25 protein-coding genes are annotated in these 25,307 nt (G+C 69.0%); 11 read left to right on the top strand and 14 right to left on the bottom strand.

What is annotated here, in order from left to right; all coding sequences use genetic code 11:
- The first annotated feature begins 3 nt into the window (after nt 1-3).
- The 5 genes from Psi02_RS15425 to Psi02_RS15445 are packed head-to-tail and all read left to right on the top strand — an operon-like array spanning nt 4 to nt 6,357.
- Complete coding sequence (locus Psi02_RS15425) at nt 4-1,560, top strand: hydantoinase/oxoprolinase N-terminal domain-containing protein (RefSeq protein ID WP_203974671.1); 1,557 nt, start codon at nt 4-6, stop codon at nt 1,558-1,560.
- Nucleotides 1,553-2,641 carry an S-methyl thiohydantoin desulfurase family protein gene (locus Psi02_RS15430; RefSeq protein ID WP_203974673.1) on the top strand — a complete coding sequence of 363 codons (1,089 nt, stop codon included), beginning with the start codon at nt 1,553-1,555 and terminating at the stop codon, nt 2,639-2,641. The genes Psi02_RS15425 and Psi02_RS15430 overlap by 8 nt, the downstream gene beginning before the upstream one ends.
- A complete protein-coding gene (locus Psi02_RS15435; protein WP_239094907.1) occupies nt 2,638-3,741 on the top strand; it encodes an S-methyl thiohydantoin desulfurase family protein in 1,104 nt (367 codons plus the stop codon). Before Psi02_RS15430 ends, Psi02_RS15435 begins: the two co-directional genes overlap by 4 nt.
- Before the next feature lie 4 nt (nt 3,742-3,745).
- On the top strand, nt 3,746-4,813 hold the full coding sequence (locus tag Psi02_RS15440; protein WP_203974676.1) for a DUF917 domain-containing protein: 1,068 nt from the start codon (nt 3,746-3,748) through the stop codon (nt 4,811-4,813).
- A complete protein-coding gene (locus tag Psi02_RS15445; RefSeq protein ID WP_203974677.1) occupies nt 4,810-6,357 on the top strand; it encodes a helix-turn-helix domain-containing protein in 1,548 nt (515 codons plus the stop codon). Before Psi02_RS15440 ends, Psi02_RS15445 begins: the two co-directional genes overlap by 4 nt.
- Here Psi02_RS15445 and Psi02_RS15450 read toward each other — a convergent pair.
- The 3 genes from Psi02_RS15450 to Psi02_RS15460 all read right to left on the bottom strand — a co-directional run bounded on the left by Psi02_RS15450 (nt 6,351) and on the right by Psi02_RS15460 (nt 9,683).
- Nucleotides 6,351-7,460, bottom strand: a complete 1,110-nt coding sequence (locus Psi02_RS15450; protein WP_203974678.1) for a DUF418 domain-containing protein — start codon at nt 7,458-7,460, stop codon at nt 6,351-6,353. The genes Psi02_RS15445 and Psi02_RS15450 overlap by 7 nt on opposite strands.
- A gap of 207 nt (nt 7,461-7,667) precedes the next feature.
- On the bottom strand, nt 7,668-8,567 hold the full coding sequence (locus Psi02_RS15455; protein ID WP_239094908.1) for a hypothetical protein: 900 nt from the start codon (nt 8,565-8,567) through the stop codon (nt 7,668-7,670).
- Nucleotides 8,568-8,609: 42 nt separating this feature from the next.
- The gene (locus Psi02_RS15460) at nt 8,610-9,683 is read right to left on the bottom strand and encodes a winged helix DNA-binding domain-containing protein (RefSeq protein WP_239094909.1); all 1,074 of its coding nucleotides are present in this window, start codon (nt 9,681-9,683) and stop codon (nt 8,610-8,612) included.
- Between the two features lie 372 nt (nt 9,684-10,055).
- On the opposite strand from Psi02_RS15460, the gene Psi02_RS15465 reads away from it, so the two are divergent.
- The gene (locus Psi02_RS15465; protein ID WP_203974679.1) at nt 10,056-10,829 is read left to right on the top strand and encodes a hypothetical protein; all 774 of its coding nucleotides are present in this window, start codon (nt 10,056-10,058) and stop codon (nt 10,827-10,829) included.
- Between the two features lie 78 nt (nt 10,830-10,907).
- On the opposite strand, the gene Psi02_RS15470 is transcribed toward Psi02_RS15465, so the two are convergent.
- Nucleotides 10,908-11,852: an acyl-ACP desaturase gene (locus Psi02_RS15470; protein ID WP_203974680.1), complete on the bottom strand. Its 945-nt coding sequence runs from the start codon at nt 11,850-11,852 to the stop codon at nt 10,908-10,910.
- A 384-nt stretch (nt 11,853-12,236) separates the two neighbouring features.
- Here Psi02_RS15470 and Psi02_RS15475 point away from each other — a divergent pair, with 384 nt between their 5' ends.
- Nucleotides 12,237-13,847: an alkaline phosphatase D family protein gene (locus Psi02_RS15475; protein WP_203974681.1), complete on the top strand. Its 1,611-nt coding sequence runs from the start codon at nt 12,237-12,239 to the stop codon at nt 13,845-13,847.
- Nucleotides 13,848-13,986: 139 nt separating this feature from the next.
- On the opposite strand, the gene Psi02_RS15480 is transcribed toward Psi02_RS15475, so the two are convergent.
- Nucleotides 13,987-14,397, bottom strand: a complete 411-nt coding sequence (locus Psi02_RS15480; protein WP_203974682.1) for a carboxymuconolactone decarboxylase family protein — start codon at nt 14,395-14,397, stop codon at nt 13,987-13,989.
- Nucleotides 14,394-14,810 (bottom strand): MerR family transcriptional regulator, encoded by a 417-nt coding sequence (locus tag Psi02_RS15485; RefSeq protein WP_203974683.1) that lies wholly within the window; start codon nt 14,808-14,810, stop codon nt 14,394-14,396. The genes Psi02_RS15480 and Psi02_RS15485 overlap by 4 nt, the downstream gene beginning before the upstream one ends.
- A 105-nt stretch (nt 14,811-14,915) precedes the next feature.
- Between Psi02_RS15485 and Psi02_RS15490 the strand changes: the two genes are divergently transcribed.
- Both Psi02_RS15490 and Psi02_RS15495 read left to right on the top strand, forming a co-directional pair.
- A complete protein-coding gene (locus Psi02_RS15490) occupies nt 14,916-15,305 on the top strand; it encodes an ACT domain-containing protein (protein WP_203974684.1) in 390 nt (129 codons plus the stop codon).
- 75 nt (nt 15,306-15,380) lie between these two features.
- Entirely contained in the window at nt 15,381-16,580 is a 1,200-nt protein-coding gene (locus Psi02_RS15495) for an aminoglycoside phosphotransferase family protein (protein WP_203974686.1), read from the top strand.
- 16 nt (nt 16,581-16,596) lie between these two features.
- Here Psi02_RS15495 and Psi02_RS15500 read toward each other — a convergent pair whose 3' ends face one another.
- From Psi02_RS15500 to Psi02_RS15520, 5 genes are all read right to left on the bottom strand, one after another.
- Nucleotides 16,597-17,025 (bottom strand): DUF3995 domain-containing protein, encoded by a 429-nt coding sequence (locus Psi02_RS15500; protein WP_203974688.1) that lies wholly within the window; start codon nt 17,023-17,025, stop codon nt 16,597-16,599.
- Nucleotides 17,026-17,047: 22 nt separating this feature from the next.
- Nucleotides 17,048-17,323, bottom strand: a complete 276-nt coding sequence (locus Psi02_RS15505) for a hypothetical protein (protein ID WP_203974690.1) — start codon at nt 17,321-17,323, stop codon at nt 17,048-17,050.
- A gap of 141 nt (nt 17,324-17,464) precedes the next feature.
- Nucleotides 17,465-17,938 (bottom strand): GNAT family N-acetyltransferase, encoded by a 474-nt coding sequence (locus Psi02_RS15510; RefSeq protein ID WP_203974691.1) that lies wholly within the window; start codon nt 17,936-17,938, stop codon nt 17,465-17,467.
- A gap of 93 nt (nt 17,939-18,031) precedes the next feature.
- Nucleotides 18,032-19,186, bottom strand: a complete 1,155-nt coding sequence (locus tag Psi02_RS15515) for a hypothetical protein (RefSeq protein WP_203974692.1) — start codon at nt 19,184-19,186, stop codon at nt 18,032-18,034.
- 7 nt (nt 19,187-19,193) lie between these two features.
- Complete coding sequence (locus Psi02_RS15520; RefSeq protein WP_203974693.1) at nt 19,194-20,291, bottom strand: helix-turn-helix domain-containing protein; 1,098 nt, start codon at nt 20,289-20,291, stop codon at nt 19,194-19,196.
- Nucleotides 20,292-20,671: 380 nt separating this feature from the next.
- Here Psi02_RS15520 and Psi02_RS15525 point away from each other — a divergent pair, with 380 nt between their 5' ends.
- Entirely contained in the window at nt 20,672-20,896 is a 225-nt protein-coding gene (locus tag Psi02_RS15525) for a hypothetical protein (RefSeq protein WP_203974694.1), read from the top strand.
- Between the two features lie 117 nt (nt 20,897-21,013).
- Here the strand turns inward: Psi02_RS15525 and Psi02_RS15530 are convergent, their stop codons facing one another.
- On the bottom strand, nt 21,014-21,796 hold the full coding sequence (locus tag Psi02_RS15530) for a hypothetical protein (RefSeq protein ID WP_203974695.1): 783 nt from the start codon (nt 21,794-21,796) through the stop codon (nt 21,014-21,016).
- A gap of 182 nt (nt 21,797-21,978) precedes the next feature.
- Nucleotides 21,979-22,404 (bottom strand): hypothetical protein, encoded by a 426-nt coding sequence (locus Psi02_RS15535; protein ID WP_203974696.1) that lies wholly within the window; start codon nt 22,402-22,404, stop codon nt 21,979-21,981.
- Nucleotides 22,405-22,938: 534 nt separating this feature from the next.
- Here Psi02_RS15535 and Psi02_RS15540 point away from each other — a divergent pair.
- Entirely contained in the window at nt 22,939-24,276 is a 1,338-nt protein-coding gene (locus Psi02_RS15540; RefSeq protein ID WP_203974697.1) for a M1 family metallopeptidase, read from the top strand.
- A 77-nt stretch (nt 24,277-24,353) separates the two neighbouring features.
- On the opposite strand, the gene Psi02_RS15545 is transcribed toward Psi02_RS15540, so the two are convergent.
- Nucleotides 24,354-25,289 (bottom strand): DUF2332 domain-containing protein, encoded by a 936-nt coding sequence (locus tag Psi02_RS15545; RefSeq protein ID WP_203974698.1) that lies wholly within the window; start codon nt 25,287-25,289, stop codon nt 24,354-24,356.
- Nucleotides 25,290-25,307: the final 18 nt, after the last annotated feature.

The raw sequence follows: 25,307 nt of genomic DNA on the forward strand, positions 1-25,307 counted from the left end.
GAAATGCGGATCGGAATCGACGTCGGCGGGACCAACACCGACGCCGTGCTCATGGACGGGCAGAGCGTCCTGGCCGCGGTCAAGACCGCGACCACGCGGGACGTGACCAGCGGCATCAACACCGCGCTCGCCGAGCTGAAGCGCCAGCGGGCCTTCGACCCGCTGGCGGTGAACGCGGTGATGATCGGCACGACGCACTTCATCAACGCGCTGGTCGAGGCCGACCGGCTGGCGCCGACCGCCGCCGTGCGGCTCGGCCTGCCCGCCACCGCGTCGTTGCCGCCCATGGTCGACTGGCCCGAGCGGCTCGTGGACGCCATCGCGGGCCGGGCCTACCTCTGCCACGGAGGGCATGAGTTCGACGGGCGTCACATCGCCGAACTGCGTGAGGACGAGATCCTGCGGGTTGCGGAGGAACTGCACCGGCACGAGATCCGCAGCGTGGCCATCTCGAGCGTGTTCTCCCCGGTCAACGCCGAGTTCGAGCAACGCGCCGCCGACATCCTCACCGGGCAGCTGCCCGCGATCGCCGTCTCGCTGTCATCGGAGATCGGCCGGATGGGGTTGCTGGAACGGGAGAACGCCACCATCATCAACGCCTCGCTGCGCGAGCTCGCCACCCAGATCGTCGACGGGCTCTCCCAGTCCCTCGAGGGCGCGGGCATCAGCGCACCGCTGTATCTCAGTCAGAACGACGGCACGTTGATGGACGTCGACTTCGCGCGTCGCTACCCGGTCGCCACCTTCGCCTCGGGTCCGACCAACTCGATGCGCGGCGCCGCTTTCCTGTCCGGCGTGGAGTCGTGCGCCGTCGTCGACGTGGGCGGCACGACGAGCGACATCGGCGTGCTGCAGCACGGCTTCCCGCGGGAGGCCACCACCGAGGTGAGCGTCGCCGGGATCCGCACCAACTTCCGGATGCCCGATGTCCTCAGCCTGGGCATCGGCGGGGGCAGCCGGATCCGCGGCGACGGCACGGTGACGGTGGGGCCGGACTCGGTCGGCTACCGCCTCGCCGATGAGGCGCTGGTGTTCGGCGGGGCGACGCTCACCGCCACCGACGTCGCGGTGGCGGCGGGTCGCGCCGTGATCGGCGACCCCGGCCTCGTGAAGGAACTGGACCGGTCGCTGGTGCGGGCGGCACTGGACCGGATCGCCCGCGAGATCGGCGACGCCATCGAGCGCATCCGCACCTCCCCCGAGCCGCTTCCCGTGGTCGCGGTCGGCGGCGGGTCGATCCTGCTCCCGGACGAGATCGGCGACTCCGGGCCGGTGCACCGGCCCGAGCACTTCGCCGTCGCCAACGCCATCGGCGCCGCCATCGCCCAGATCGGCGGAGAGGTCGACCGGATCTTCCCGGTGGAACCCGGCCAACGGCAGGCCGTGCTGGACGACGCCAAACAGGAGGCGGTCGACAAGGCGATCGCCTCGGGAGCCAAGCCGGGCAGCGTCCGGGTCGTCGAAGTCGACGAGGTGCCCCTGGCGTACCTGCCGGGAAACGCCACCCGGATCCGCGTCAAGGCGGTCGGCGACCTGCAACTGGAGGCCGGTCGTGGCTGAGCGGCTCATCACCGGTCCGGACCTGGACGACCTCGCGGTCGGCGCGGCCATTCTCGGCACCGGCGGCGGCGGGGACCCGCACATCGGCCGGCTGCTCGCGCACGCGGCCGTCCGCGCCGACGGTCCGGCCCGGCTCATCCCCCTGGAGAACGTCCCGGACGACGCGGTCGCCGTGGTGGTCGCCATGATGGGCGCACCCACGGTGATGCTGGAGAAGGTGCCCTCGACCGAACAGGCGAAGCTCGCCGTCCAGGCCCTCGCCTCCTACCTGGGCGAATCCCCCACTCACCTGGTGTGCGCGGAGGCCGGCGGCGTCAACGCCCTCGTGCCGGTCGTCGCCGCCGCTCAGCTGGGGCTCCCCCTGATCGACGCCGACGGGATGGGACGGGCCTTCCCCGAGCTGCAGATGGTGATGCCCACGTTGTACGGCCTCGGCGCCACCCCGATGTCGATCGCCGACGAGAAGGGCAACCAGGGGATCTTCGACACCGTGGACAACCACTGGGCGGAACGGCTCGCCCGCTCCGCCACGATCGACATGGGTTGCTCCGCGATGATCAGCCTGTTCCCGATGACCGGGGCGCAGGCCCGCGAGGCCCTCGTCCCGGGCACCCTGTCCCTCTGCGGCGAACTGGGCCGTCTGGTGCGCGAGGCACGTGCCTCGCACCAGGACCCGGTCGCGGCCGTCGTCGACCGGCTGGGCGGGGCCGAGCTGTTCAGCGGCAAGGTCGTGGACGTCAGCCGGCGGACCGAGGGCGGATTCGCGCGCGGCGAGGCGACGCTGGAGGGGCTGGACGGCCGGTCCGGCGAGCGGTTCCTGCTGCGATTCCAGAACGAGCACCTCGTCGCCGTCAGGGACGGCGTCGTGGTGGCCACCGTCCCCGACCTGATCTGCGTGCTCGACGCCGAGGTGGGCACCGCCGTCACCACCGAGACGCTCCGGTACGGCCAGCGCGTGCGGGTCATCGCGGCGCCGTGCGACCCTCGATGGCACACCCCCGAAGGGCTGGAGCTCGTCGGGCCCCGGTACTTCGGCTACGACCACGACACCGTCCGCGTCGGATCCGGAGCGCTCACGTGAGCTACACCCTCGAGATTCACGACCTCGCCGACCTGGCCCGAGGGGCGGCGTTGCTCGGCACCGGCGGCGGAGGTGATCCGTACATCGGGAGGCTGCTCGTGGAGCAGGCGCTGCGCGACGGCCCGGGGACGATCACCGTGCTCGACCCCGCCGAACTCGGCGACGACGACGTGGTCATCCCGACGGCGCAGATGGGCGCCCCGACGGTGATGGTGGAGAAGATCCCCCGGGGCGACGAGGCCGTGGCGGCGCTGCGGGCGCTGGAAGGACACCTGGGACGGCGGGCCGACGCGACCATGCCGATCGAGTGCGGCGGGATCAACTCGATGATCCCGTTACTGGTCGCCGCCCGCACCGGCCTGCCCGTCGTGGACGCGGACGGGATGGGCCGCGCCTTTCCCGAACTGCAGATGGAGACCTTCTCCGTGTACGGCGTGCCGGGTTCGCCGCTCGCGATCGGCGGCGAGAACGGCGAGACCGTCGTCATCGACACCGGCGCCGACAACAAGCGCCTCGAATGGCTCGCCCGCGGGATCGCCATCAGGCTCGGCGGCGTCGCGCACATCGCCGAATACGCGATGAGCGGCGCGGACGTCAAGCGGACGGCGGTCCCGAACACGCTCAGCCTCGGACTGCGGATCGGGCGCGCCCTGCGCACCGCGCGCGAGGAACACCGCGACCCGGTCGCGGCGCTCGCCGACACGATGTCCGGCACTCTCTATGACAAGGTCCGGGTGCTGTTCCGCGGCAAGGTCGTGGACGTCGAGCGGCGTACGGTCGCCGGGTTCGCCCGCGGGAGCGCCACGCTCGCCGCCTTCGAAGGCGACGGCAGGCTCGAACTGGTCTTCCAGAACGAGAACCTGGTGGCGCGGGTGGACGGCGAGATCCGGTGCGTGGTCCCCGATCTGATCTGCGTGCTCGAGGCCGACTCCGGCGAGCCGATCACCACCGAGGGGCTCCGGTACGGCCAGCGGGCCGTCGTCGTGGGGATCAGCACCCCGGACCTGATGCGCAGCCCGGAGGCCCTCGCGGTGTTCGGACCTCACGCGTTCGATCTCGACGTGGAGTTCCAGCCGGTGGAGGATCTCGTGTCACTCTGAGTGCATGCCAATCCGCTACCTCGGTGAGCCGGACATCGACCACCTCGCCCGGGGCACCACACTGCTCGGCTCGGGCGGCGGCGGGCAGACGGACACGGCCGCCCGCCTGCTCAGGCGGAGCCTGGCGGGCGGCCGGATCGAGCTGCTGACCAGCGACGACGTCCCCGGCGGCCACGTCGTCCCGGTGGGGATCGTCGGGGCGGTGTCGGCGTTCACGGAGAGGCTGCCGTCCGGTGGAGAGTGGGCGCCCGTGCTCGCGACGATCATGGACCGGACGGGGATCAGCCCCGCCGGGCTGATCGCGATCGAGGCCGGCGGGGTGAACGGCATCGTCGTGTTCGTCGCCGCGGTCGAGCTCGGCCTCCCGGTGATCGACGCGGATCTGCAGGGCCGGGCGCTGCCGCGGCTCGACCAGATGTCCGTGGCGGCGCTCGGCGAGCCGCTCACGCCCCTGGCCATCGGCGACGCCGGCGGCCGGCTGCTCATGCTGGACTCGCTGTCTCCCCAGGCCGCCGAGCGGATCGTCAGGTCCGCGCTCACCGAATTCGGCGGCTGGGCGGCGATCGCACTGCGCCCGCTGCCCGTGGAGCTGCTGGACCGCCTGACCATCCTCGGCTCGTTCAGCCGCGCCCTGCACCTCGGGGCCCGTCATGCGGCCTGGACCCTGAGCGCCGATCCACGCGAGGCGGCCGCGTCCCTCGGGGCTCGGATCCTGGTCACCGGCCGTGTCATCGAGGTCGTCCGGCACCGGGCGGCGGCGGGGTTCGGCCGCGGATCCGTGATCATACGAGCCGGCCGTGACGGGACCCTCGTTCGGCTGGAGATGGAGAACGAGTACCTGCTCGCTCTCATCGACGGCGAACCCGTCGCGTCCACCCCCGACATCCTGTGCGTCCTCGACAGGACCAGCGGCCTGCCCATCTCCTGCGACACCGTGCGCGGCGGCGCGGAGGTCGTCGCGCTGCACCTTCCCGGCCCGCCGTTCTGGTGGCGGCCGGAAGCCGTGGACATCGTGGCGCCCCGCGCCTTCGGGCTGGGCATCGACCCGATCCCTCTACGGGGGGCGACATGACGGACGTTCCGCCGACCCTGCGCGAGCTGATCGGCCATCCGCACCTCGCCGCCACGCCACTGTCCGGCGACGACGACCTCGACCGGCGCGTCACCGGGATCACCCTGATCGACCCGGCCGACACCGGCCTCGTCCAGGCGGGCGAGATCGCGGTGTGCCCGGTGATCCCCGCCGGTTACCTGAGCAGCTGGCGCCTGGACGCCACGATCCGCCGCCTGTACGACCAGCGGGCCGCCGCCCTCGCCGTCCCTCTCCCGGGACCCGGCGGCGAGACACTCCTGGACGGCAGCCGCCGCCTCGCCCGGCATCTGCACCTGCCGATCCTGGGCATCAGCGGGGCACCGCTGCGCTGGGCGGGGACCGCCGCCGTGTTCGTGCACTCCCCCGCCGTGGACGCGGCCGATCATCTGTGCCGCGCCCACCGCGCGCTGACTCCCCGCCTGCTCAATCCCCAGGACGTGGCCCGCGCGCTCACCGGAATCCTGGACCGGCCGGTGGCGGTCCTCGGCCCCGACGGCACACCGATCACCGTGTCCTTCGAGCTGCCGTCCGACTTCGATCCGCACGCCCCGGTGGCGCAGATCCTCACCGCGGACGGCCACACGACCGTCGCCGTACCCGTGCCGGGGACGCCGAGCGGGACCGCCGACCTGTGGATGGCGGCCGCTCTCGGGCCCGCGCCGGCCGCCTGGGCGCGCGCCGTCCGCGACGTCCTCCAGTTCGCGACACTCGCCGTCCAGCGGTGGCAGGCCACCCGCCGGGTCGTCCTGGAGCGTGACGCCCGGCTTCGCGCCGGCCTGTTCGGCGATCTCCTCGAGGGCAGGCTGGACAGCGGAGGCACCGCGCACCAGCGTGCGGCCGAAATGGGCTGGCGGCTGGACGGCTGGCACGTGGCCTTCCACATCGCGGCTCTGGGACAGGTCGACCTCCTGGGGCACACCGACGCCGTCGTGGCCGCCATCGCGGCGGAACAGATCGACGTCACCGTGGTGGAACGCGGTGACGGCTGGTCCGCGTGGACGACCAGCAGGACCGAACCGGACGAGGACACCAGCCGTGACCTGCTCGCCTCCCTTCAGCGGATCCGCCGGCGGCTGGCCGGCCGGTTCGACTGCGCGATCGGGGTGGGACGCGGCCATCCCGACACCGGCGGGCTGACCCGGAGCCTCGCCGAGGCGTGGGACGCGGCCAGGCTCGCCCGCGGACGGCCGCAGACCGGCCGCCTGGTGCACATCGACCGTCTCGGGCTGGCCCAGTTGCTGGTCGCCTGGGCGAGCACCGAGACCTTCGCCCCCACCGCGACCCGGCTGCTCGCCCCTCTGGAGTCACAGCCCGGCGAGCTCGTCGCAACGCTGTCCACCTATCTGGACGCCGGAGGATCGGCGGCCGACACCGCGGCGATACTCGGCGTGCACCGCAACACCGTCGCGGCGCGGCTCCACCGGATCGAGGAACTGCTCACCGTCGACCTGAACAACCCGGACGACCGCCTCGCCCTCCACCTGGCCTGCCGGGTCACCCTCGACCGGAACACCGGCTACTGACCGGCGGTGCGGCGCAGGGGTGGGCGGCGTGCCAAGGTGGCCCAGCGCCAGAGCCACTCCAGGGGGCCCTGGCGGTATCGGCGCAGCCAGAGGGTGGACCACACCCACTGGAGGGTGAGGATGGCGCCGGCGATCAGGAGCAGCGTCGTCGAGGACCATCTCTCCGGCGGGCCGTCGATGAATCGGCTGACCACCAGGACGAGGACCGTGGCGGTCAGATAGTTGGTCAGCGCCATCCGGCCCAGCGGCATGAAGACGGCCTGCAGCGCCGGTCGCAGCGGCGTCCTGAGCAGGACCAGCAGTACGCACACGTACAAACCCGCGAGCAGCAACCCGGCCACGGCCATCGCGCGGACGAAGTCCCGGTCGGACAGGCCTCCGATCTGCCACCACAGGGCAGGCGCCGCTCCCGCCGCCAAGACCAGGCCCAATACGGCCGGTACCCAGGTGGACCGCTCGATCCGGTCGATCACGCCGTACCGGACGAGTGCCGAGCCCAGCAGGAAGAGCCCGGGGACCAGCGTGAAGAAGCCGCCTGTGAAGATCGCCGACGTCGGGATGAGCACGGCGGCGAGGCCGGCCACGGCCCACCGCGGCAGCCAGGTCGAAGGCAGCAGCACGACCAGACCGACGATGGCGTAGACGGTCAGGATGTCGCCCTGCCACAGCAGCACGTGGTGCAGCAGGCCGACCCCGAGCAGCACCAGAAGCCGGCGCAGAAGGACCAGTCGCGGACGAGGAGCACGGCCCGCGGCGGAGCCCAGCAGCAGCGAGAACCCGACACCGAACAGCAGAGAGAAGATCGGGAAGAAGCGCTGATCGGTGAGCAGCCCCATCCACTCCCCGTGCGTGCCCGGCGAAGCCGGCACGACCACCCTGCCGGCGTTGGCTATCGGCTTGATGTTGACCCAGAGGATGCCGCACAGCGCGAACCCGCGCACCACGTCGAGCGCGGATATTCGCGGCCGGCCGAGGGAGGTCGCGAGGCCTTCCAGGGCGTCGTCTCGGACCGGCCCGCGGGCATCTCGGTCTCGCGTGTCGGCACTGTCGTGACGCCCGGCTCGGCCTGCGGCTTTCAGTACGGGGAGGTCTTCAGGTGACATGGGCCCCATCCTGCGGACCCGACCCGTCGCCGGCATCGGCTCAAAGCACGGTAAGCGTTCTTCGTGACCGTACTTTCGGCCGGTTGAGCGGCGCGAAGCACCCCGACGGCACACATACGGGCAGTCGGTTGAGCGCCGTGAAGCGGCCGACGCCACGGGGCAGAGCGAACGGCCGCATGATCCGGCTCACGGCCGCTGAGGAAATCGTCAGCCGATGGAAAGGCCGCATGCCGCGACGACCCGGTGGATCTCCTCCAGCGGGTACGGCGTCTGCCTGCTCTCTTCCTGGAGCTTGCGATAGAAGTCCGCCATCACCACGGCGAGGGAACTGTAGCGGGTCAGGATCGCCGCGGCCGCCTCGGGGATTCCTGTGGGGCGCTCGCCCTCGGCGCACGCGCGCACCAGCGCGTCACGCTCCTTCCTCTCGAAGTGCGCGTCGAAATGCAGGAGCCCGCGGGCGTTCATGAACGAGACGCCGGCCTCCAAGCCCTTGTCCACCAGAGAACACGCCCGGTCGGCGGCCTCCTCCCCCGCGCGCACCTGCGCTCCCAGCCACTCGTGCAGGTTCTGCGGGATGTACTCCAGGAACAGGGCCACACTGGCCGAGGCTTGCCGAAGGGCCTCGATCCGGTGCCGGACCTCCGGTCCGCCTCCCCAGTAGGCGACGGCCCGTTCCACGTCGGCCAGTTCCTCCGGAAGGGGCTGCTCCGTGTCCGGCAGCACGCGCCAGTGGTACATCAGCGGGAACCCCTGGAACTGCCCCGCGAGCACCCAGTTCGTGGTCATGGTGTGCACGGCGAGCTCCCGCCAGGCCCCGAAACCGGGCCCGCCGATGCCGTACTGACAGAAGGCCGGAAGCCCGAACATGTTCGCGGTGGACCGGGTGTTCCGCGGCAGCCTCTCCGAATCGGTGAGAGGCACCCTCTTCAAGAAAACCGGGGTCCCGGCGACCTCCATCAGCGCCGACCTGCCGCCGATGCCCGAACCGAGCGGGACGGCCGCGTCCACCAACTCGCGCAGCCCACGATCACTGCACAGGGCGAGGGAGGTGGAGACCGCGCTGTGAGCGGTGAGACGCCCACCGCGCGACATGTCAGGGTGCTCCATCACCGTCTCCGGTCGAGCCTGTGACCGGCTGAGCGATCAAGGTCACCTCGCCGCGGCGAGCAGGGCGGCGACGCGTTCGGTCTCGCGGCTAAGCGCGGCGGCGGGCACGTCTTCGAAGAGATCGAGGGCGATCTCGCCGTCCTTGGCCTCCCACACCCCGGCGACCCGCCCCTGGAAGACCACCACGGGTGAGATCCAGCCGGCGGCGCGACTGACCTTGGGCTTGGCCGCCCGGGGCAGCAGCGGCTCGAGGTCACGCGGGGCTCCCATGACGTATTGGTCGAAGCCGGGGAGAAGGCGGACCGACTCGGATGGGCGGGTGGCGGCCAACGCCTCGACATGCTCGGTGAGCGCCGACATCGGGCGCCCCTCGACCTCCACCTCGGTGACGTCGGGGCCGAGGTCGTGGAACCAGCCGCGCAGCGCCGCCTTGGGGGTCTTGCCGCGGAACAGCCAGGCGTCGAACATCTCGGGCGTCGCGGGTCCGTGAGCGCCGAGGAAGGACCGGACCAGCCGGGTGCCCGCCTCCGCCACAGGAAGCGGCACGATGCCCGGCGCGGTGAAGGTGACCCGGCCCTCGCGCGGCGGGCCGTAGCACAGCTCGCCGAGGAAGCTCAGGGGCTTGAGCAGCATTCCCCAGCCGGAGGTCAGCGCCTCTCTCAGATGGGCGTCGCCGGTGGAATCGATCACCGCCTCGACCAACTCGTCGCGGGTCAGCGCCCGCTCCCCCAGCACCCGTGGCACCGTGTCGACGATCGCCTCGATCTCGGCGGCGGTGACGCCGTGGCCGCGCTGCCACGATCCCTTCTCCCACAACCGCAGCGATCCGAGAGCGCCGCAGTACATCGGCAACTCGTCGGCGGGAACCAGGTGCAGGGTGCCGCGCATGAGCCAGGTCTTGCGCAGCGTGCGCTCCCGCCAGAGGGCGGTCTCGACCTCGCCGGGCCGCGGGTCCGCCTGCCGTACGGCGATCGCCAGATCGGCCGCCGAGGCCACCTGGCTCTGCACGCCGCAGAGCCTGCGGACGACGGAAACGACGTCCGCCCCGGTGCCGCCGGCGAACTGGCGCTCCAGCCGCCAGGCGAGCACCTGCGGCCACGTCAGGGAAATGCTCACGACCCATGACTACACGAGACGGCCGACAAATGGCGCACGAGCGATCACGGAAAGAAGCAGACGCGTCCCTCTGCCAAGCCGTCGGACAGGGCGAGCAGATGTCATGACCCGAGTTCATCATCGTCTTCATCCCTGGGGAAGATCACGATGAGCGGGGAGGTCCCTCAACACCCCCGTCCGCTACGTGTCGTGGCGGACGATCTCCCATCAACCCGCCATCGCCCTGGCGAAACCGACGGACTGTCACGATCGGTGCCCTCTGAGCGATGGTGGAAGTATGCGAGCGACCAACGCCGATCGGGCGTCCGCGACCGTCCGCCCTCACCGCCGGTCGGACTCCAGAGCCGGCAGCCGGGAGATACGCCAGTGGCCATGAAAGACGGACAAGAGAACACGGCGCGGACCGGCTTCGTCGTCATCAGCGACCATGAATCCAGGGGCTCCGCGGGAGAAGGCCCCCTGTACGTGATGATCACCGGAGAAGCCCCGGCAGGCACGAGCGTGGTGCCGGGTTCAGCGGATGAAGTGTCGGCGGACGGGGAAACGGAGGACGAGGAGCCGACGCCGGGCCTGGAGACGGAACTCAGTGCGATGGTGGAATTCATCACGGCCCAGCACCCCGAGATGACTCCGCATCCGGTCGTGCTCTACCTCGATGACGACGGCGACTACGAGGCCGTTCAGTCCGCGCTCCTCGACGCCATCGACGCCTTCGGGCTGAAGCTGGTCATGGTCGGCCGCCCGATCCGGGGATCCATATGGCAACCGTTCATCGCCATCTTCAAACGGCAGACGGCAGCCGAGCGCCTCGAGCAGGCCGGAGACGCGTTGACGGCGGGCGCCAAGGCGCGGTGGTACGGCGAGCCCATGTCACAGATCACCAAGGCACAGGGAGAGGCCATCGCCGGCCTGCTGAACAGCTTGCAGAACACGCAGAACGCGTTGCTGACGTTCAGCAACATCCTCCTCGTGAAGATCGACGGTGTCCCGATAGTGCGCGAGCTGACGCCCGAGCAGGTCGAGCACCTGCAGAAGAACCCACGGCTCTACGGCGACCCCCGGTTGGCGCTCGGCGTTCTCGATGACGGACCCTCGCAGGTGAAGACCGTCGGCTCGAGCAAAGATCCACACGCCGTCGTTCCGTAGCGAAACATGCTCCGCGCGGCACTTCGATCGAGAAAGCAGCCGCACCCCGGGAGAAGGACCGATGCGAGACAAAGGGGGCTACGAAGCGGCTTCGGCCCTCGCCCGCCGGGCGTCGCGTCGCTCCTCGAAGCGGGTCGCGGCCACTTCGAGCTTGGCGAGGAAGGCCGACAGCTCCTCGCGAGCCTGCTCCCCTTCGGCGTCGAGCCCTTCGACGTCGAAGGTCTTCCACTGCCGCAGCACCGGCAACAGGACCTCGTCACAGTGCTGGCGCAGGTCGTAGATGCCCGCCATGGCGATCGTCACGGACTTGCGGGCGAAGCCCTCGATGCCCTGCCCCGGCATCTGGAACGAGGTCACGACATCGGTGACGGCCCGCATGGTCTGCGACGGGGCCAGCTCGAGCGCGGCGGCGAGGAGGTTCCGGTAGAAGAGCATGTGCAGGTTCTCGTCGGCGGCGACCCGCGAGAGCAACCTCTCGCAGACCGGGTCGCCCGACACCTTTCCGGTGTTCCGGTGAGCGACGCGGGTGGCCAGCTCCTGGAACGAGACGTAGGCCAGCTGCCGCAGCATGCCGTCGTACTCCGTGGCGAAGCCGTTCTGCATGTGGGTCATCCTGGCCCGCTCCAGCGCGACCGGATCGACGGCCCGGGAGACGGTGAGGTAGTCGCGGATGGCGAACGCGTGCCGCCCCTCCTCCGCCGTCCACCGGTGCACCCATGTGCCCCAGGCGCCGTCCCTGCCGAATGTCGTGGCGATCTCGTGGTGATAGCTCGGCAGGTTGTCCTCGGTCAGGAGGTTGACGATGAGCGAGACACGGGCGGGTTCGGGAATCGAGGAGTCCTCCGGCGACCAGGCCTCGCCCTCCAGCACTCCGTCGAACGTCCGGCCGTCGCTCCACGGGACGTACTCGTGCGGAAACCACTCCTTGGCCACCGCGAGGTGGCGGTCCAACTCTCGCCCTACGACGGGTTCGAGCTCTACGAGCAGCTCCGTCTGGGTGAGCGGGCGAGACGCGACCGACATGTGGGACCTCCGAGTCAGCAAACCTACTTTGGCGTAACCTACGCTAGCGTAGGTTACGCACTCGCCCGGCCATTTCGCCCGGGCCGTCGAGCTTCCGGGACTGCTCGAGCCCGGCCACCTCCGCTCCGCCGCTCAACCGTGCCCCACCGCGACCCGGCCGACTGCCCCACTGTGCGGCTCCGAGGAAGCGCTGCAACGCAACGGATACGGGCCGTGCGCCGGTCGGCGCGTGGTCGAACCGGGAGCCGAGGCCACTGGGGTGAACACCGACAGCGGTCAAGTCGAGGCCCGCTCGAACGGACATGGCTTGCGGGCACAGGGGGCTTGCGTAATGTTCCTCTACTGTTCCTCGGGGCGACGGCTGGCGCGGTCATAGTCACTAACATGCCTGATCTTCAGCTCAGCCGCCGCCACCTGCTCGCGGGTGCCGCCACCGTCGTGGGTGCCGCCGTTCTGCCGTCCGTCAGCAACAGCCCCGCCGCAGCCGAGGCCGGGCATACCACGGAGCCTTTCCTGCTCGGAGTCGCAAGCGGTGATCCGCTGCCGAACCAAGTAGTGCTGTGGACGCGCCTCGTCCGCAACTTCGCCGCCGCCGCGTTCTCGACACGGCCGGTGCCGGTGAGCTGGCAGGTGGCCCACGACGAGCGGTTCCGGCGGCTCGCCCGCACCGGAGTCACCGTCGCCCGTCCCGAACTGGCCCACTCGGTGCATGTCGACGTCACCGGGCTGGAGCCGGGCCGCGAGTACTTCTATCGCTTCAAGGCCGACGGCGACGTCAGTCCGGTGGGTCGCACCAAAACAGCGGCGGCCCGCTGGGCCGATCCGTCCCGGCTCCGCCTGGGCATCGTCAACTGCCAGGACTTCCAGAACGGGTACTGGCCGGCGTATTGGGGCTTGGCCGAGGAGGACCTCGACGTCGTCTTCCACCTCGGCGACTACATCTACGAGTACGACCCGCGCAGCCGCTTTCCCGACCGCGCGCACACGACGCCGGAAACGCTGGGCAACGATCAGCTCACCACGCTCAGCGACTATCGGAACCGGCACGCACAGTACAAGTCGGACCCTGCGCTGCGCGCCGCGCACGCCGCCTTCCCCTGGGTGGTCACCTGGGACGATCACGAGACCGAGAACAACTACGCGGCCCTGACCGACGAGATCGACGACGCGGGCCCGGCCAAGCAGACGCGCAAGCAGTTCGCCGCGCAGCGGGCCAACGCCTACCAGGCGTACTACGAGCACATGCCCATCCGGGCCGACCTGCGCATCGGCAGCAGCGACCTGCGTATCTTCCGGCGCTTCGACTTCGGCCGTCTGGCCCGCTTCAACGTGCTCGACACGCGGCAGTACCGTACCGACCAGCCCGGGGGCTTCTCCGGTGACTTCGGGTTACCTGCCGCGGGCACGGCTAACTCCGCAGGGACGCTCACCGGTGAGGATCAGGAACGCTGGCTCTCCGCCGGACTGCTCGGCTCGCACGCGCGATGGAACGTGATCGCCCAGCAGGTGATGATGTCCCGCACGCTGTTCCCCAACCCCACCGGCAGCCCTGTCCCGCCGACGCTGGCCAACCTCGACCAATGGGACGGCTATGCCCCGCAGCGCACCCGTCTGCTGCGACTGCTGGCCGAGGCCAAGATCTCCAATCCGGTGGTGTTCGCCGGCGACATCCACTCCACTTGGTTCAGCGAACTGAAAGTGGACTTCGATCGCCCCGAATCGCGCTCGGTCGCCGTCGAGTTCGTCGCCACGTCGGTCAGTTCGGATTTCCCCACCGCGTTCGACGCACCTCTCAAGGCCGTCAATCCCACGCTCAACCCGCACGTCCGCTACTTCGACGGGCTCAAGCGGGGCTACCTGCGCTGCGATGTGCGGCGCGACACCTGGCGCACCGACGTACGCGTCGTCGACACCATCGAGGTCCGTCAGGCACCGGTGAGCACCAGCGCGTCGTACACCGTGGAGGCCGGTAGGTCCACCCTGGTGACCACCTGAGGCACCAGGTGGGAATTTCAGCGTTCTCAGCGGTGCCGGTCTGGTCCGTGACAGTTCCGGACCAGACCGGCACCGACCTCCTCACCGCCCTCGGTCACGGCAGGTATCGAGCACTGAACCGCAGCCGTCCGGACGGCCCTCAGCCGACAGGCAGCAGGCCGCGTTCGCCGAAGACCTTCTTGGCGACGAAGGTGGCGTTGAGCGCCTTGGGCATGCCGCAGTAGACCGCGGAGTGCAGCAGCGCTTCGACGATCTCTTCGGGGGTGAGTCCGACGTTCAGGGCGGCGTTGATGTGGACGTCGAGTTGGGGCTCACAGCCGCCGAGGGCGGTGAGCATGCCGAGAGTGACCAACTGCCGGTCGCGGGGCGCCAGACCTGGGCGGTCGTAGATGTCGCCGAAGGCCCAGGCGACGACCTGGTGGCCGAGTTCGGGGGAGATGTCGGCGAGGGAGTCGATGACCTTCTGCCCTCCCTCCCCGTCGACGCGGGTGAGGACCTCCAAGCCGCGGTCGAATCGGTCCTGGCGGGTCTCGGCGGGGGCGGTGTTCATATGCGTTCCGTTTCCGGCCGCGGGGACAGCAGCCGTTCATAGTGGTCGATCTTCTTGTCCAGCGCGTCCGCGTTCTGCTGGAGGGCCCGGATGCGCTCGTCGAGCCCGCTGCGGTGCTCGCGCAGGACGGCCAGCCGATCGGCGACGGTGGCCTTGCCGTCGGCGCGCAGCCGGGCGAACCGCTGCATGTCGGCGATGGACATCCCGGTCGTCCGCAGCCGCAGCAGGAACTCCACCCAGTCGAGGTCGGTCGCCGCATAGCGGCGTTGATTGCCTGCGCTGCGCCCGACCGGCTCGATCAGCCCTGCCTTCTCGTAGTAGCGCAGAGTGTCGGCCGACAGCCCGGTTCGCTCCGCCATCTGGGCGATGGTGAGCGGCGCCTCCTCCTGCGAGAGAGCGTCTTCGCTGTTCATGAGGCGAGACTAGAACTTGGAGTGCACTCCAGGTCAAATGGAGCGATGGGGGCCGCAGGACAGCTGAGGGCCGGGCCGGACGACGTCTGTGGTACACACCGTTCCATGAGCTCACCCGCTGCCCAGCACCTGGGCGTCGTGCCGTCCGTGTTCGCCGTCCAGCACCTGCCGCAGGCCACGTTCCCCGAAGACGACGAGTGGATCGCGCTGGTCCGCGCCCCGGAGGGCCTCACCGTCGTCCGCGAGACCTGGCCGACCGGCTCCGGCGAGCGATGGATCGGCCTGTACGGCGGGGCGCACGGCATGGGCGTCCCGGGCATGCTGGCCGCGATCGTCGGACCGCTGGCCGATGCGGCGATCCCCGTTTTCGTGGCCTCGACGTTCCACGCCGACCTGGTCCTGGTGCCCGAACCGAGGGTCAAGGAGGCCGTCGCCGTCCTGGAGGAGGCCGGGCATCGGGTGGACACCAAGAATCTGCGGTCAGCCGACATCTAGCGAGACACGACCTAGCAGCCGACCCGGTCGGGATATTCGGTGGCCGACGCTGCGAGGGCCGTACAAACTGGCGGGATGGGACGGACTGTCAGCGCGTGGGTGACCACGGGCGAGGAGCATCTCGGCGTCCTCGGGCCGTTTCCGGTGAACGTGCCCTGGTGGTCGCAGGTCGAGCCGGTCGTCGCGCACGTGGGACACGTTCTGGAGGTTCCGGTCCTGGTGCTGCGGCTGCTGTCCGTCGACGGCGGGGAGGGCGGCCGCGACGGTCATGTGACTTACCACATCGAAGCGCTGGAGCGGCCCGCGCCGGGGCGGCTGACCGCACTGCCCGTCGACCAGGCCTCCCTCACGAAGCCCGAGGCCCTGCGTTCGCCGTGGGCCGGGATGAAGGGTCTGCGGGAGATGCTCACCTGGGCGTCCGGCGCGCTGGCCACCGCGGGGCGCCCGGTCACCGGGCCGGTCGAGCAGCACAAGACGTGGAATCTGGCCGGGTTGTTCCGCCTGCCCACCGATCAGGGCCCGGTCTGGCTGAAGACCACGCCGCGCTTCGCCGCGGACGAGGCCGGCGTCATCGCCGCCTTCGCCCGTGTGGACCCGGGCCTGGTCCCGGCGGTCATCGCGGCCGGGGAAGGGCGGGTCCTGCTGGAGCACCTGCCCGGCGAGGACTGCTGGCAGGCCTCGCCCGAGACGATCACCAGTGCGGTGAGCCGCCTCGTCGCCGCGCAGGCGGCGGTGGCCGGCCTAGCCGACGGACTTCCGCCCGATCTGTGCGACCGGCGCACGCCCGTCATCGCCGAGCAGGCGCGCGAACTCCTCGCCGGCCAGGTCGCCCGGGAGCTCACCGCCGACGAGTTGCGGGCCGCGCGCGCACTGGTCGAACGGTGGCCGGCACTGGACGAGTGCGGGCTGCCGGACACGCTCGTGCACGGCGACTTCCACCCCGGCAACTGGCGCGCCGACGGCGGCCCGCCGGTCGTGGTGGACTTCGCCGACGCGCATCTCGGCAACCCGGTGCTGGACGGACTGCGGGTCTGCGACTTCCTGCCCGAGGCGACGCAGGCCGCGGCCACCCGCGCGTGGATCGACGCTTGGGAACTCCAGGTCCCCGGCTGCGACCCGGCCCGCGCGCTGGCCGTCGCCGAGCCGCTCGCGCACCTGTCGTACGCGGTGCGCTACCAGGAGTTCCTGGACGGCATCGAGCCGTCTGAGAGGATCTACCACCTCGGCGATCCCGCCGCGTCGATCCGTGCCGCCCTGCGCTGCGCACAGGGGTGAACCCACCAGGCCCGGATCAGACGGCCACGATGGTGGCCGCGCCGCACAAGATCAAGCACATCGGGGTGTACACGGTGAGGTTGAGCCGGTAGAACGCCGAATTCCGATCGGCGCCGATGCCCAGTGCCCAGACGACGCCGGCGCCGCCGCGCAGGAGCGCCCCGACGGCGACGGCGGCCGCCCCGGCGGCCGCGATCCAGCCGGGCATCCAGTCACCCAACTGGCCGGCCTTGGCGAGGACCGCGGTCCCCCCGGCGACCAGGATGAGAACGATCGGCGCCAGCACGCGGGGGGTGAACGGCACCTCGAAGTTGAGCACCATCTGGGACAGCGTGCGTGTGTCGCGGGCCGGCCAGGTGCGGCCGGTCATCCAGTAGACATGTACGAGGGCGTCGGCGCCCAGGATCGCGGCCACCACGATGGCCGCCAGTTCGTGAATCCTCATACCTGGGAGAGAGATCCACCGCTCACATCGACCGGCCTCCGGGCTCGCCATCGGATGCGAACCGCGTGACGAAACGGCGAACGACGACTCGGCCGAGGAGCCGGTTGGCCGGGGCGAGCAGTGGCCCGAGGATACGCATGCCCGGCAGCCGGAAGCCTGCCATGTAGCCGAACCGGGTTCCGTCTCCGGCCGGCACGACGGCGATCCCGAACGACACGAAGCGGCTCTGCATGAGACACCAGCCGGGCCGCAGGATGCCGTCGAACGGCGCGCGGAGTCCGGACCGGCCTCGAATCATCGCCCGGAACCGTTCACCGTGCTGCTCGGTGACGCGAACCGATCGGACCCCGGCGCTTCCACGCATGGAGTTTGTCGGGATTGAGAATGATCCATCGCGATCCCGGCCGAGCCGGCCGCTCGGTGGCGGTCCGGAATTTCGTCACCAGGGGCTGCTGCGGTCCTGTTCGAGTTGCCGCACCATCACCCGGCAGACTTCGGGCCGACGTTCACGCGCACCGTCAGGGTGGTAGACGACCTCCGTCGTGGACAGCAGGCCGTGCGGCCATTCGGTGTAGCCGAGGCGCAGGTACAGACGTTGGGCTTCATGGTTGTCCAGATTCACCCCCAGAGCGACGCGTTTGTAACCCCTCTCCCACAGCTCACGCTCGGCCACCTGCAGAAGTTCGGTGCCGATCCCCTCGTTGCGCCGTCCGGCGACGACCTCCAGATGAGTGAGCAACGGGACATCGGGAAGATAGGTGCGCAGGTCCGGCTCCTCAGCGGCGGCCAGCCACACGTAGACGTCCCCCACCGCCCTGCCGTCGTCCCACGCGAGCAGCAGCAGACCGTGCCCCGACGCCTGCCGGACGAGCCGGTCGGCGAAGTACTCCTCTTGCCCGAGCGACCAGACCACGGCAGGGAGATCCTCATCAACAGCCTGGCGAATAGCCGATGCCCCCACAAACAAACACATTCCCGGCCAAAGGGCTGGTAAATCAAGACCCATCTACATCCGGCATCTCACGACGTTCAGCGGGCTCTCCCCGTCCTTGATCAACCATTTCAGGGCATCGCCGACACCGGAGGCGAGAACAGGAATCCGCTTGAGGTGGTCCGCCCACCGGCCGCGGTCTTCCTCCCACGCTTTGACGTAGCCGACGCAATGCTCGGGTTCGATGCTCCGGAGCCGGCCGAGAGCCGCGAGCAACGATGCCTCCATGGCCCCGAGGTCCGGATCCGCCCCTGCCGGAAGGCTCCTGACCCGCCGCAGCACGGCTTCGATGAAGTCCCTCCGTTTGCGGAGGAAGTGCTTCCAGTGCAGCCGGTCGGCGGCATCCCGCCAGTTTGCGCCGGTCTGCCCGTCAAGGAGCCAATAGATTCCCTCCGCGAGCACGTCACCGAACTCCTGATCCCGGGCGCGGCCAGGACGGTCGAAGGGATCGTACGGCCGTTGCTTCACCATGCCCGTCACCGCGAGCGGGCGTAGCGCCTTGTCGCCCAGCAGGTAGAACCAGTCCTCGTTGTACACGTTCGGAAAGAAGGACGGGTTACGGGTCGTCTGCACCACGAGAGCACCACCTCCCACGAATGAGCCCTGGTCCCCTCCGGTCCGCCTGTGGGCGTGACACACCACCGAGTTGTCGGGATAGCCGCCGATGCGCATCCCGACCACGTCGTAGACGTTCAGCAGGCCCGCGGCTCGCGCGACCTCGTCATGGCCGCCGACCTCGATGTCGTCGTCCAGGAAGACGATGCGCCGCCACCCCATGAGACGCGCGAGGAGAAGCCCGACATTGCGTTTCGCGCTGAGATCGGTCCGTCGTTCGAACCGTGTGCCGCGCAGGAGAGCGGTCGTCGCGAGGTCCGGCAGATTGAGCCGATCCACATCGTCGATGTCGATGGCCAGGAGTTTCACGTCGGCCGGCAGAAAGGAGGCTGCCAGCCGTGCGCTGCTCCGACTCCGGCTGTGCAGGGATACGAGGGGACAATCCAGTTCGACGGCCAGACGAGCGGCGTGTCTCAGCCAGACCGGATGCCTGATCGTGGGGACGACGATGGCGTCGACGGTTCCTGTCTCCGCGGATCCGGACACTTCGTCGGCCAGATGCCGATGGTCGCCGTGATGATGCTCCGACGCGGCCGCTTCTATCTCGTTCTCCATCGGTCACTCAAGGCCATTCGTGCAGCCGGACGGCATCGAGGGTCCAGTCCGGCGTGACCACCACCCGGCCCTCGATCTCGACCCGCATGAGAACGCCGTAGGACTGCACATCGCCGAAGCGTTTTCTCAGGAACTCGGCGTTCCTGTCACGGAACCGTTCGTCGGTCAGCGCCCGGACCGCCCCGTACACGCCGCGGGGGTACATGCCGTTGCACATGGTCAGCGTGCGCTTGACGTTGTAGGGATTCTCACCGCGATAAAAGAACGCGACGTCTTCAAGCAGTCGCAGGTTATCGCCTGACCCGTGGACGAGTGGGTGATGCCGGCGCGTGTCGTCACCCTCGTCGACCTCGAAATACGTCCCTTGCTCTCTGTGCCAGTCGGCCACCTGCCGGACCGGCAGTTCGATCCGCTGAAGCACCGACTTCGTGATCCGGTTCCAGTCCACGCCGCCCAGCAACACCAGATGAGTGGTGAGGTCGTCCGACGTGAGCTCCTCGGTCGCCGCGCGCAGGGTCACCAGACTCCGGGGATTGGCCGCCCGAAGATGCCCGTGCAGTTCGAACAGCGAATCCAGATCCGAGTATTTGTAGAGGTCGATGTAATCGGGCTTCTCGGGGTCCGCGTACGGGATCTGCGCACGGTCCGCGTCGGGGACCTCCGAACAGATGATCGTGATCGGCCTGCCGTCGCCGAAATGCCAGGGGCCCTCGATGAAGGCGGCCGGTAACGACGGGGACTCGTCATCGTCGGCCACACCGGCGTTCTGTGACCGCTGCGCGTCCCGGCGCAGCCGGGTCAGCTCGTCGACCAGTACGACGCGCTCGCTCAGTTCATCCTCGGTCAGATCGGACAGGGGCAACACCTGCGGCGTCTCATCCGCCATCGATCTCTCTGTCGCGAAGAACGACGCGTATCCCTCGATCCTGTCCAAAGGGGGGATCTTGGGTGCGCGTACGGACTCCCATGACGAGATCAGCGGGACGCTGACGCCGAGCGCCTCGCTGAGTTGCGCCTGGGTGATCCGGGTTTCGCGCCATCGGCTGAAGCGAAGTTCACGCAGGCGCCGCGCCAGCCTGCCCGCCGCAGTGTCGTCGCCGCTCATCTTTCGCCTCATTCATCTGAACTTCAGCTATCCAACTAAACACTAAACCAAAGAGGGTCCGATGAAGAATCCGCAGCTGATGAGTAACGAAAGGATCCAGCTAGCGGACCGACGCGCGAGCGGAGCCCACTCTAGCCAGCTCCCCGTCTCAATCGCACAGGAATGCTTGGGTTCAGCAAGGGGAATCCAACTACTAGAGATTCGGTAAAGAAAATGAACTTCACTGAAGTTAAGAGAAGAGGGAACCCGTGCGTGAGACCTGAGACCGACGAGACCCAGCGGCGAGCAGTGCTCCCGCCAGATGACACAACGACCGCGGACACCTCCCGGTGTCCACACGGAAGGCCTCCATCCAGCACGTATTCACACCAGGGAACCTGATGAAGACACTGACCCTCCACCCGATGGTGGAAACCCTCAACCCCGAAGACAGCCGGACCCTGACCCTCCTCATTCTCACGATCATGATCACGCTGGTGGTGGCCGCCATCCGCTGGATGGTCCGGCGGACACGGGTCGTCCTCATGATCAGCGGAAGCGGCATCCTGCTCGTGGTCCTCACCATCCTGATCACGGCCTACCTCGTCGCCTACGGAACGATCTGAACTGAACGCGATCCGCCTGCTCAGGACGTCGGCGATCGCATATCGCCGGGTGCGCGAGATCGTGAAGGTGCGCCGGTCTGGTCATGGTCGCCGTGGGGCGGCCCTGTGGTCCGATCGTCAAAACCCCGGGAACTTACGGACTCCGAGCGGCTCGAAATCATAGAGCGATCCGTTGACCTGCAGCCCGTCGACCGCGCCGACGAAAGGCCCGTCATTGGGGCCCTTGTTGATCGACAGACTGTAAGTGATCACCGCATCGGGCAGTAGGGCCTTGAGTTCGGCGAACGAGCACGGATTGGTTTGCCTGCACGAGGTCAGCACGCCGGGGTTGGTCATGAACCACTTGCTGCCGGCTGCGCCGGCGTCGTACTGCTGCCAGACATTGGGCGCGGGGGTTGAGGGAGCCGACGGGCTGACAGAGGTGTTGCCCACGTAGACCAAGCTCGTGTAGTCCACTGCACCGACGTTGGGATCGACCTCCATGTTGAGGGTCGGCCGGTTGATGGTCGGGAACACGTCCGCGTCGACCCCGGTGAAGATCCAGTACTTCAGGACGTTGATGTCCGCCAGTCTCACTCCGGCGAAGTCGGTCTCGTTGCCGAACTGGATATGGTCCGCGCTGCTGCCCACGATGAGTCCGAGGCTGCCGAGGCCGTAGGGCGGCGGCGCGTCTGCCGAGGGGTTGCCGGCACTGCTGTGTCCCCACGGCCCAAGACGCAGGACGGCGTTCGGGTTGCCCTTCGTGTTGCGGCCGATGACGCCCCACTTTCCCGAATAGTAATCACCGGCTTGCGCCTGTCCGCCGGCCGCCGCGGTGCCCGTGCTGTTCACGGTCAACGCGACCGCACCCGCGGCAGTGATGCCGGACGTGGCCAATGCCAGGAATTTTGAAAATCTCATGGAGAGGTCTCCCGAAACAAGCTCGCAGAACCCCTTGTTCGGGGTTGCCTGGACTGGCCGGGAGGCGAAATGGACAGGCCACCGCGCCTCACTTGCCCTGGTCGAAAGTGCGGGGCGAAGCCCTCAGCCGGCATATACGCGGTTCTGGCGCGGCGCTCGAGCGGCGCCGGCACGAGCCGTCGTTAGTTGGGGAGAAGCGCCCAAGGGGTGCACGGCAGGGGCCCCGAAGTCGGGAGCGGAATACTGAGCGTGGTCAGATTGCCGAGCCGGCACACGGTGAAGTAGATGCCGCCGACGGTCCGTGCCGTGACCTTCAGAGCGGAGGTGGTGAAGGGATCGGGAGTGTAATTGGCGTAGAAATCTTCCGCGACGGTGATGTCGGTTACGGCACCGCCCTGACTGCCCGGCACCCTTTGCAGGCTCTGCCAGCTGGGAGAGCTGCGAGGATCCCTGATCCAGGGAATTCCGGCGTTGGCCGAGACCGTGAAGACGACCGGCGCATTCGGTAGAGAGTAAATGGTCGCCGAGTCGAGCCACGTGCTCGCTTTCTGCGTGCTCTTCGTCGTATTCCGCTTCGCCTGTTCGCCGGCGGAGGTGGTCTTCGTCATGAAGGCGCCGGCGTCCGCGGAGGCCGCCGAAGCCGGCGACCCCACGGTTCCGCTGGCCATCCCCGCGGCGACGGCCAGCGCAAGCAGACGACTGGCGGCATGCGACTGTGCAGCCGAGCCGGGCCTACGAGAAATCAATTGATTTCCTCCATGGCGATGATTGGAAATTCCAGGCACACCGCGTCGTGCGATGCGAGCTCAAAATTACCCGTGCACGAAACGCGGACGCCCGAGCGAATTCTCAATGACGGCAAACGTATGCTAGGCGATTATTAAAATCGTCCGCCCGGCTGGCACATTTCATGCATTGTGGCATTTGACGCGAATGCCGCCGCGACACGCCCACGGCCGGGGTGATCGGCAGGAACACGGCGGTCGTGGTGACCTTGAGTCCACCGGCGAGGGGCGCAACCGCGGACGAGCCTCACTCGCCTGCCATGACCGTACAAAACAGATCATTGACCGGGACTTGACAAAAAGTTACATTACGTCGGCAGATCGGGGGTCCCAGGTGCTCGAAGGGAGAACCGTTCTATGGTCCGACGCGTTCTGATCGCCGTCGCAGCCGTACTCCTGCTCGTCTGGGGTGTCCAACCAGCCGCATCCGCGGCGGACGGCACCCGAACTCCATCGGCGCCCACCTACACGGTCACCCTGACCAGCAACGCCTCGGGCAGCACCTGGACGGGACACGAGAGCGTCACCTTCACCAACCCCTCCGCGGACCCGTTGACGGAGGTCTACCTCCGGCTGTGGGACAACTACCACGGGACGTGCCCGTCCACGCCGATCACCGTGACCAACGTGACCGGGGGAACGCCGTCCCCGTTGTCCGTCTCCTGCACCGCGCTGAAGATCACGCTGCCCACTCCGCTGAACCAGAACCAGAGCACCTCGCTCGGGTTCGACCTGAGCATCGTGGTGCCCGCCGGCGCGGACCGGTTCGGCCGCGACGGGTCCTACAACTTCATCGGCAACGCGCTGCCGGTCCTGGCGGTACGCGACGCGAGCGGCTGGCACCTCGACCCGTACTCCAACAACGGTGAGTCCTTCTACTCCCTCATCAGCAACTACTCGGTCACGCTCGACCACCCGACCTCGCTGCTCGTGCCCGCGACCGGCACCTCCGTCGACACGCCGGGGACGTCCGGCCGTACGGTCACCAAGGCCACCGCCGCCAACGTCCGCGAGTTCGCGTGGGCGGCCGGGCCGTTCGTGAAGACCACCAGCACCACCACCACGGGTGTCACGGTGAACGTCTATCGGGTGAGCTCGATCAGTTCGAGCAGCGCCAACTCGATGATGACCACCGCGAAGAACTCGCTCGTCGCCCATGCCGGCCGCTTCGGGGCCTACCCGTACGGCGAGGCGGACGTGGTGCTCGACAACAACTTCTGGTTCGGCGGCATGGAGTACCCCGGTTTCGTGCTCGACGTGGTCAGTTCCACGGCGCTGGCGCACGAACTGGCCCACCAATGGTGGTACGGCATCGTCGGCGACGACGAGTACAACAGCCCCTGGCTGGACGAGTCGTTCACCGACTACGCGACCGACCTGTACAACAACGTCTCGGGCACCAACTGCTGGAACAACGTCACCTGGCAGTCATCGGCCGAGAAGATCAGCAACTCGATGGCCTACTGGGACGCCCATTCGAGCCGGTACGGAACCGTGGTCTACACCTACGGAAAGTGCGCGCTGCACGACCTGCGGCGCACGATCGGCACGACGGCGATGACGAACCTGCTGAAGAACTACGCCACCGCCCACTGGTACGGGATCTCGACCACCGCGGACTTCAAGGCCGCCGCCCAGGCCGCGACCACGGTCAACCTGTCGTCGTTCTGGACCACCCACCGCATCGACGGCTGAGCGGCCCGGCCCACCGGGCTCATCGGCTCAACCGAAGGGACAGCAAACTGGCCTGGACACCCTCGAACGGGCAGGCGTCACGCGAACCAGGCGATCGACTGCCCGTGCCCTCGGGTCCAGGCCAGCGGTGTCCGGTCCAGCGCGAGCACATTGTGCAGCGACTCGTCCGGTGGCTGCGGCAGCGCGTCATAGGACAGCACGTCGGGGGCCTCGTTCGCGATCCAGTGCCCGGGCAGCCCGCGTACGACCTCGACGAACGCCTCCCGGCGCGGAGGGGGCACCTGGTACAGCACGGACGTGTGGAACACCACCAGCGTCGCACCGGCCGGTGCCCGCTCGGCCAGCGCCGGCAGGTCGTCCACCAGGTCTCCGCGGACCAGCAGCGGCGGGTCCGCCGCGGCGACGGCCGCCGCGGCGCGCAGCCGGGCCCGGCGGTGGGCGTGCTCCGGCCAGATGAGAGCGTCAAGCCAGGCGACGTCCGCCGGGTCGGTCACGTCGAGCGGGTTCAGATCGAGGCCGGCCCGCCACACCACATCCGGCAGGCAGGCCGGTGGCGTGAGTCCGGTGGCCACGCAATCGAGGATCGGCGGGCCCGAACCGACAGTGTGATCGCCGTAGCGGTAGGCGTACCGGTCGGGGTAGAGGCACAACCCGGCGGACGCGCCGACCTCCAGGAGCGCGAGCGGCTGCGGCAACGCCGCGAGCACCGGCAACAGCAGGGCACACCGTCCGGCCTCGTTCGTCTGCGTGGCCCGGGTGCGCGACTCCGCCTCGATCGCCGGCCAGTTCTCCACGACGAACTCGTGGAACGCGGCAGGGTCGTCGACTGGACCGCCGAGGAACCGCACGACGCCGAACAGCAGAGTCGGCTGCCTCTTGCCCGGCGGCAGCGTGCCGAGCAGCGCCACGACCTCGTCGTCGCGGGAGACCGCCAGCGACAGACGCTCGTAGGCGGGTGATACGCCGCGCGCCTCACGTACGGCGAACTCGGCGTAGGTCATGGCGATCGTCATATCGTCATGATTTCAGCG

Source organism: Planotetraspora silvatica, from assembly GCF_016863315.1.
GTDB lineage: Bacteria > Actinomycetota > Actinomycetes > Streptosporangiales > Streptosporangiaceae > Planotetraspora > Planotetraspora silvatica.

What these genes read in the sequence shown, in the direction of transcription:
- Psi02_RS15425 (WP_203974671.1), top strand. Translation starts at nt 4, where the DNA reads ATGCGGATCGGAATCGACGTCGGCGGGACCAACACCGACGCCGTGCTC.
- Psi02_RS15440 (WP_203974676.1), top strand. Translation starts at nt 3,746, where the DNA reads ATGCCAATCCGCTACCTCGGTGAGCCGGACATCGACCACCTCGCCCGG.
- Psi02_RS15445 (WP_203974677.1), top strand. Translation starts at nt 4,810, where the DNA reads ATGACGGACGTTCCGCCGACCCTGCGCGAGCTGATCGGCCATCCGCAC.
- Psi02_RS15450 (WP_203974678.1), bottom strand. Translation starts at nt 7,460, where the DNA reads ATGTCACCTGAAGACCTCCCCGTACTGAAAGCCGCAGGCCGAGCCGGG.
- Psi02_RS15455 (WP_239094908.1), bottom strand. Translation starts at nt 8,567, where the DNA reads ATGGAGCACCCTGACATGTCGCGCGGTGGGCGTCTCACCGCTCACAGC.
- Psi02_RS15465 (WP_203974679.1), top strand. Translation starts at nt 10,056, where the DNA reads ATGAAAGACGGACAAGAGAACACGGCGCGGACCGGCTTCGTCGTCATC.
- Psi02_RS15470 (WP_203974680.1), bottom strand. Translation starts at nt 11,852, where the DNA reads ATGTCGGTCGCGTCTCGCCCGCTCACCCAGACGGAGCTGCTCGTAGAG.
- Psi02_RS15475 (WP_203974681.1), top strand. Translation starts at nt 12,237, where the DNA reads ATGCCTGATCTTCAGCTCAGCCGCCGCCACCTGCTCGCGGGTGCCGCC.
- Psi02_RS15480 (WP_203974682.1), bottom strand. Translation starts at nt 14,397, where the DNA reads ATGAACACCGCCCCCGCCGAGACCCGCCAGGACCGATTCGACCGCGGC.
- Psi02_RS15485 (WP_203974683.1), bottom strand. Translation starts at nt 14,810, where the DNA reads ATGAACAGCGAAGACGCTCTCTCGCAGGAGGAGGCGCCGCTCACCATC.
- Psi02_RS15490 (WP_203974684.1), top strand. Translation starts at nt 14,916, where the DNA reads ATGAGCTCACCCGCTGCCCAGCACCTGGGCGTCGTGCCGTCCGTGTTC.
- Psi02_RS15495 (WP_203974686.1), top strand. Translation starts at nt 15,381, where the DNA reads ATGGGACGGACTGTCAGCGCGTGGGTGACCACGGGCGAGGAGCATCTC.
- Psi02_RS15500 (WP_203974688.1), bottom strand. Translation starts at nt 17,025, where the DNA reads ATGAGGATTCACGAACTGGCGGCCATCGTGGTGGCCGCGATCCTGGGC.
- Psi02_RS15505 (WP_203974690.1), bottom strand. Translation starts at nt 17,323, where the DNA reads ATGATTCGAGGCCGGTCCGGACTCCGCGCGCCGTTCGACGGCATCCTG.
- Psi02_RS15515 (WP_203974692.1), bottom strand. Translation starts at nt 19,186, where the DNA reads ATGGAGAACGAGATAGAAGCGGCCGCGTCGGAGCATCATCACGGCGAC.
- Psi02_RS15520 (WP_203974693.1), bottom strand. Translation starts at nt 20,291, where the DNA reads ATGAGCGGCGACGACACTGCGGCGGGCAGGCTGGCGCGGCGCCTGCGT.
- Psi02_RS15525 (WP_203974694.1), top strand. Translation starts at nt 20,672, where the DNA reads ATGAAGACACTGACCCTCCACCCGATGGTGGAAACCCTCAACCCCGAA.
- Psi02_RS15530 (WP_203974695.1), bottom strand. Translation starts at nt 21,796, where the DNA reads ATGAGATTTTCAAAATTCCTGGCATTGGCCACGTCCGGCATCACTGCC.
- Psi02_RS15535 (WP_203974696.1), bottom strand. Translation starts at nt 22,404, where the DNA reads ATGACGAAGACCACCTCCGCCGGCGAACAGGCGAAGCGGAATACGACG.
- Psi02_RS15540 (WP_203974697.1), top strand. Translation starts at nt 22,939, where the DNA reads ATGGTCCGACGCGTTCTGATCGCCGTCGCAGCCGTACTCCTGCTCGTC.
- Psi02_RS15545 (WP_203974698.1), bottom strand. Translation starts at nt 25,289, where the DNA reads ATGACGATCGCCATGACCTACGCCGAGTTCGCCGTACGTGAGGCGCGC.